Origin of the sequence: Pseudomonas cichorii (genome assembly GCF_019719005.1) — a bacterium.
In the GTDB taxonomy this organism is placed as follows: domain Bacteria; phylum Pseudomonadota; class Gammaproteobacteria; order Pseudomonadales; family Pseudomonadaceae; genus Aquipseudomonas; species Aquipseudomonas cichorii_E.
In genome coordinates this window covers 41182-47181 of the sequence record NZ_JAIGPJ010000043.1, presented here as the reverse complement: position 1 = coordinate 47181, position 6000 = coordinate 41182, and the positions used below count along the sequence as shown (strand labels likewise).

At 57.4% G+C, this 6000-nt stretch carries 5 protein-coding genes; all 5 read right to left on the bottom strand.

Going from position 1 to position 6000, the window contains the following annotated elements; genetic code table 11:
* Positions 1 to 581 precede the first annotated feature (581 nt).
* Entirely contained in the window at positions 582 to 902 is a 321-nt protein-coding gene (locus K5D32_RS23015; protein ID WP_221601926.1) for a hypothetical protein, read from the bottom strand.
* A 517-nt stretch (positions 903 to 1419) separates the two neighbouring features.
* Positions 1420 to 2043 carry an isochorismate family cysteine hydrolase YcaC gene (gene ycaC, locus K5D32_RS23010; protein ID WP_025259968.1) on the bottom strand — a complete coding sequence of 208 codons (624 nt, stop codon included), beginning with the start codon at positions 2041 to 2043 and terminating at the stop codon, positions 1420 to 1422.
* Between the two features lie 56 nt (positions 2044 to 2099).
* The gene (locus K5D32_RS23005; RefSeq protein ID WP_221601928.1) at positions 2100 to 3938 is read right to left on the bottom strand and encodes an amidohydrolase; all 1839 of its coding nucleotides are present in this window, start codon (positions 3936 to 3938) and stop codon (positions 2100 to 2102) included.
* A 145-nt stretch (positions 3939 to 4083) separates the two neighbouring features.
* Positions 4084 to 4710, bottom strand: coding sequence for an antibiotic biosynthesis monooxygenase (locus K5D32_RS23000; protein WP_221601924.1), 627 nt, complete (start codon positions 4708 to 4710; stop codon positions 4084 to 4086).
* A 188-nt stretch (positions 4711 to 4898) separates the two neighbouring features.
* On the bottom strand, positions 4899 to 5810 hold the full coding sequence (locus tag K5D32_RS22995; RefSeq protein WP_221601923.1) for a LysR family transcriptional regulator: 912 nt from the start codon (positions 5808 to 5810) through the stop codon (positions 4899 to 4901).
* Between the last annotated feature and the right edge of the window lie 190 nt (positions 5811 to 6000).

The window sequence follows — 6000 nt, the reverse complement described above, 5'->3', positions numbered from 1 at the left end:
ACCACGCCATCAGCCTGCGCCCACATCGGCTGCCAGAACATCGCATTGGCCAGGATCAGCGCAATGCCGCGTTTGGGCAGGCCCCAGAAGTGTTCACGCGATTGGACACGGGCCGACGGTTGACGGGCCAGGAAGGCGAGATGCTTGGCGTCCATGCGGAAGTATTCCTGCGGGAATCAGAAAGTCTGGAGAGATTTTGAAAAGCAGTTCGAAGCGAACACTGATCGGCAGATCAGGTTCTGCTCACCGGAGGCGGGAGCGGGAATGGTCGGGGAAACCAGAGAAATGGCAGCGTGCAGGACTGGCGAAGCCGTCTCTGGGCGGATAAGTACACGGCGCGAATCCCCGCAATATCATATTGATATCAAATTCGGCGCGATTGTAGATCGCCATCATTATGACGTCAAATTTCTGTATTGGCCGTGTATCGGGTTTGTTACGCGGGCAAGCGGCAAGAAAAGTGCAGGGCTGCAAGAGGGTTTGTCAGTGTTATCTTTTAAGGATTGATAGCGCCGTTAAAAAAATGCCCTCGGTGAGAGGGCATATTTAACTAATCGTGTATTTTTCAGTTGCCGTATCTATCAGGCGACCCGAACAAAGCGCTGTTGTTTTTTAGCGTTTTGCCACTCATCTTTCAGGTTCTGCAACAGGCCTTTCATGAACTCGGTATCAGCGGCGGCCTTCTTGCCGACATAGCCCTGCCCTCTGCGGAACATCTTCAGGCAGGCCAGCATTTGCGGGTGGTTTTCCTGGAATTCGCTCTCTGCCGTGCAGGGCGACATGGGGTCGATATGGACCTTACCCGAGTGTTCGATCCAGAGGATATGACTGTCCAGAGTATCTTTGCGCGCTGCAAACAGACGAGCCAGTTCATCAATAGTTGGACGATTGTTGATATTCATGTTGATGCTCCTTCGCTCGTTAACCTGTTTAAGACCATTGATAGATAAACTTGCCTGTCGGGAGAGACAGTGCGTCATGTTCACGTCTTGCAACCCGACCCAGAGGACATGCAGGTAGCCTTGAGATAAAGCCACTACAACAGGGAGGCGTCACGGAAGGAGAGCGTAGCGAAAGCCAAAGACCTGGCTGGCGACCGTTACAAGGTCTGCCACAAGTATCATGAGGACGTTTCGCCAGCTGCTCGCCCTGTCGGACGGGCCATGCCGGGTCAGCTTCATCAATCTGCCTTGTGGGCAGCCTGCATCCGGGGAACATCTCGACGGCTTGCCGAGCCTGTTCAGTACATCTTTTCCAGCGCTCCCGATCAGGGAGACAGCTGCATAATGCAAAAGGAAAAGGCAGGCGTCAACAAATATGTAGTGATTATTTTTGATCACTACATAATTTCTTGAAATCCGCGAAACACGCGTCAGCAGTGACTATCCGGTCACCGCTGACGTAGAGGGGCTGACGGTTTTAGCGGGCAGTGAAAGCGGTGTAGCTGTTGATCAGATTGCGGTAGTTGGGGATGCGCTGGGAAAGCAGATTGGCCAGGCCTTCCATGTCGTTGCGCCAGTCGATCTGCAGTTCGCAGGCCACCGAGAACCAGTTGACCAGTTGCGCACCCGCAGCGGTCATGCGCGCCCATGCGGCTTGCTGGACCGTCTCATTGAAGGTGCCGGAAGCATCGGTCACCACGAACACCTCGAAACCTTCGGCCAGAGCGCACAGGGTCGGGAATGCCACACAAACATCAGTCACCACACCTGCGATGATCAGTTGCTTGCGACCAGTCGCCTTGACGGCCTTGACGAAATCCTCGTTATCCCAGGCATTGATCTGCCCTGGACGCGGAATGTATGGAGCATCCGGGAACATTTCCTTGAGTTCAGGCACCAGCGGGCCGTTGGGGCCTTGCTCGAAGCTGGTGGTCAGGATGGTCGGCAAGTTGAAGAACTTGGCCACATCGCCCAGGGCCAGGACATTGTTCTTGAATTCGTTGGGCGAAAAGTCCTGGACCAGTGAAATCAGGCCCGTCTGGTGATCGACCAACAGAACCGCTGCGTCATCTTTGTTCAAGCGTTTGTACGGGGTGCTCATGGTTGACTCCTTGGTTTTTTATCGACATCCGGTGTTTGCATGCAAGGGTGAAACAATCAGAACGCAAAACATGAACAGCCAAACGCGCCCCAGAAACCCTGGAAGTCGCTGACCGGCACGCTGGAAAGCCGTGCGCGCTCATGGCTGTGGGAGTGAACGGCGCAAGGGCCGCTGCAGTGGTGAACCTGGGCGAGTACCGGTGAGGCTGGACGCCAGTGACCGGCGACCTTGGCCACCGGCGACCAGTCCGGCAGCACGGGCAGACTCGTGGGAGCCAGCTTCTCGAAATCGCCGGAGCCGAAGACAACCTTGCCATCAACGACGGTCAGCACCGACTCGATCCACTTGATGGACTCTTCCTCGACACTGAAGTAGTCCGCCGACAAGGCGACCAGATCCGCCAGTTGGCCGACCTTGATCTGGCCCTTCTTGCCCTGTTCGGACGAGAACCAGGCGCTGCCATGGGTGAAGAGTTCAAGGGCGGTTTCACGAGGCAAGCCTTCGGGATACAGCTCAAGCCCGCCAACCGTGCGCCCGCTGACCATCCAGTACAGCGACGTCCAGGGGTTGTAGCTGGAAACCCGTGTAGCGTCAGTGCCCGCCCCCACCGGCACGCCTTCGGACAGCATGCGCTTGATCGGCGGCGTCATTTCGGCAGCCTTGGCGCCGTAACGGTCGACGAAATACTCGCCCTGGAACGCCATGCGGTCCTGGATCGCAATGCCACCGCCCAGCGCCCTGACCCGTTCGATATTGCGAGGAGTAATGGTTTCGCAATGATCGAAGAACCACGGCAAGCCATTGAACGGGATATCGCGGTTGACCTTCTCGAAGACATCCAGCATCCGGCTGATGGATTCGTCATAGGTCGCATGCAACCGGAACGGCCAGCGATGCTCGACCAAGTGCCGAACCACCGGTTCAAGATCCTGCTCCATGCCGGGCGGCAGGTCCGGACGGGGTTCAAGGAAGTCTTCGAAGTCGGCAGCCGAGAAGGTCAGCATCTCCCCTGCCCCGTTATGCCGCAGGAAATCGTCACCCTGATGCAGAGTGACCGTGCTGGTCCAGTTCTTGAAATCAGCCAGCTCTTCCTTGGGCTTCTGGGTGAACAGGTTGTAGGAGATGCGCACCGTCAGCTGTTTTTCACGGGCCAGCTGTTCTATCACCGCGTAATCGTCGGGATAGTTCTGGAAGCCGCCGCCCGCATCGATGGCGCTGGTGACACCCAATCGGTTGAGTTCACGCATGAACTGGCGGGTCGAGTTGACCTGATACTCCAGCGGCAGCTTCGGCCCCTTGGCCAGGGTCGAATACAGAATCATGGCATTGGGTTTGGCCACCAGCATGCCGGTGGGATTACCCTGCGAATCCCGAACGATCTCGCCGCCTGGCGGGTTCGGGGTATCGCGTGTATAGCCTGCCACGCGCAAGGCGGCACGGTTGAGCAAGGCGCGGTCATACAAATGCAGCACGAATACCGGGGTATCGGGCGCCGCCTGATTGAGTTCTTCAAGGGTCGGCATACGCTTTTCGGCAAACTGGAATTCATTCCAGCCACCCACAACACGCACCCATTGTGGCGTCGGCGTGCGGTCGGCCTGCTCCTTGAGCATGCGCAAGGCATCGGCCAGGGACGGAACGCCTTCCCAGCGCAGTTCCAGGTTGTAATTGAGTCCACCGCGAATCAAGTGCAGGTGCGAGTCGTTGAGGCCGGGAATCACGGTGCGCTTTTGCAGGTCGATGACCTGAGTCGCGCTGCCACGCAATGCCATGACTTCGGCCTCGGTGCCCACGGCGACAAAACGTCCGCCACTGATCGCCACGGCACTGGCCTTGGGCTTTTCACGATCGACCGTATGAAATTGACCGTTGAAGAGAATCAGTTCGACATTCATTGCAGCACCTTTGGCAAAAGTTTGGGAGGCACCGGCATAACCGGAAAATGGCAAGGCAGGCAGGATCGCCGCAGCGGCGCTCAGCAATGAGCCTTTGGCAATGAAGCGTCTGCGCTGCAAATCGGTTTTCTCGTCACTCATGGGTTCACTTTCCTTGTGGAGCCTTGCCGGAGTTTTTCAGCCAGGATGCAAACAGGCGCGTAGCCGCAGGCATCAACAGATAAACCACCAGCAGAACGATGGTTACCGTCACCAGCGCGTTGCTGACGAGGTAACCCGACAGCCATGGAATGAGCACAAAGACCGGCTTCCACAGCAGGGGAATCAACAGGCTCAGCGGCAGGATGACCAGAAAGGTCACGCACGCCTGCTTCCAGCGTGGCGGTGGCCCGACGTCATCGGTCACCGGGGTGAACCAGAACTCGTTATGCGGGTTGACCTGCGTCTGATCACCATCGGCAAGCATAGGCGCGGCCTCCTGCACCAGTTGCCGCCGCTCATCGGAGTCCAGCCAGCTCTGCATGGCTTCGGTGGAGTGAAAACGCAGGACACAGGTAAACAGATGGAGGCCGCCAGACTTGCTGCGGATCACATCCACTCCCAGATGTCCGGGGTAGCCGCTGGCAATGGTGACAATGCGCCGCAACCAGGCTTCATAAGCGGCTTCTTGTCCGGCCTTGATCCGGTGCTTGATGACCAGGGTGACGACTTCATTGAAGACCGGACTGCTCAAGACACGATTTTGTGCGTCGAGGCGAGAGGATTCAGACATGGTCGGCAGCTCCGTAAACACCGAATGGAAATCTCCAGGTCAGACGATGTGCTTGACCGATAGAGATAGTGCCGTTGATTACGGGGCAAAAATTGAACGTATGTGCTGTCTTGTATCTGGATTGATACCCTCGCTCTTCGCGAATGAATTGCTCCTACGCGGGCGGCATCCTGCCGGACATACAGGCCTTAAATGATCGGCATTGCCATGTACTGGGCAATGCGCGAGCGCAGCCAGCGTTCGGCGGGGTCATTGTCATGAACACCGCTCCAGACCATGGACAACTCGGCAGGCACGATGGGGAATGGCGGATCCTCGGCACGTAATGTGCTGCCTTCCACCAGCGCACAGGCTGCGTAATCCGGCACAGTGGCAATCAGCTCGGTGCCCGCCAGCAAGGCCCGCAAGCCATTGAACTGCGGCACCGCCAGCACCACCTTGCGGGCGCGACCGACTCTGGCCAGGTCCAGATCGATATTGCCGCTCAGGTCACCGGAAAACGACACCATCGCATGCTGGCGCTCACAGTACTCATCCAGGCTCAAGGTACCCGGACGGGCATCACCACGAATCACTTTGCAGCCGATTTCGCGCAGCTTTTTACGCTTGGCGTTGGCGGGCAGATCCACCGTGTAGCTGACGCCTACCGAGATTTCCCCTGAAGCCAGCAAGGCAGGCAGCAGCAAGTAATTGGCCCGGCGAATGACCACGATGATGCCGGGAGCCTCTTCACGAAGCTGCTTGAGTAACGGCGGTAACAAGCCGAACTCGGCATCATCGGACAGACCGATGCGAAAGACATCGCTGCTGGTGGAAGGATCGAACTCCTTGGCCCGGCTGACCGCGCCGGAAATGGTATCCAGCGCAGGACGGATTTCCTTGAGGATAGCCAGGGCTCTGGCTGTAGGCTCCATGGCCCGGCCATTGCGCATCAACAGTTGATCATCGAACAGATCGCGCAAGCGCCCCAGCGCGGCACTGACCGCTGGCTGACCGATAAACAGCTTCTCGGCAACACGGGTGAGGTTGCGCTCAAACATCAAGGCCTCGAAAATCACCAACAGGTTCAGATCAACGCGGCGCAGGTCATTGCGATTCATGTGAAGTTTCCAGAGGCTGCCCGATGCAGACTCCACAGTAGGCATGAGCGGTCTGCGCAAGCCTTGTACGCCTGTGCCTTTAAATGATCGACAGGGAAGCCTGGGGCATACGACGACAAGTCGCCAGCAAGCTGCCTCCCACAAAGTGATTGATGACCTTAACTGATCGGCATCGCTCTGCCTCAGGTGT

What these genes read in the sequence shown, in the direction of transcription:
- K5D32_RS23015 (WP_221601926.1), bottom strand. Translation starts at nt 902, where the DNA reads ATGAATATCAACAATCGTCCAACTATTGATGAACTGGCTCGTCTGTTT.
- K5D32_RS23000 (WP_221601924.1), bottom strand. Translation starts at nt 4,710, where the DNA reads ATGTCTGAATCCTCTCGCCTCGACGCACAAAATCGTGTCTTGAGCAGT.
- K5D32_RS22995 (WP_221601923.1), bottom strand. Translation starts at nt 5,810, where the DNA reads ATGAATCGCAATGACCTGCGCCGCGTTGATCTGAACCTGTTGGTGATT.
- K5D32_RS23005 (WP_221601928.1), bottom strand. Translation starts at nt 3,938, where the DNA reads ATGAATGTCGAACTGATTCTCTTCAACGGTCAATTTCATACGGTCGAT.
- ycaC (WP_025259968.1), bottom strand. Translation starts at nt 2,043, where the DNA reads ATGAGCACCCCGTACAAACGCTTGAACAAAGATGACGCAGCGGTTCTG.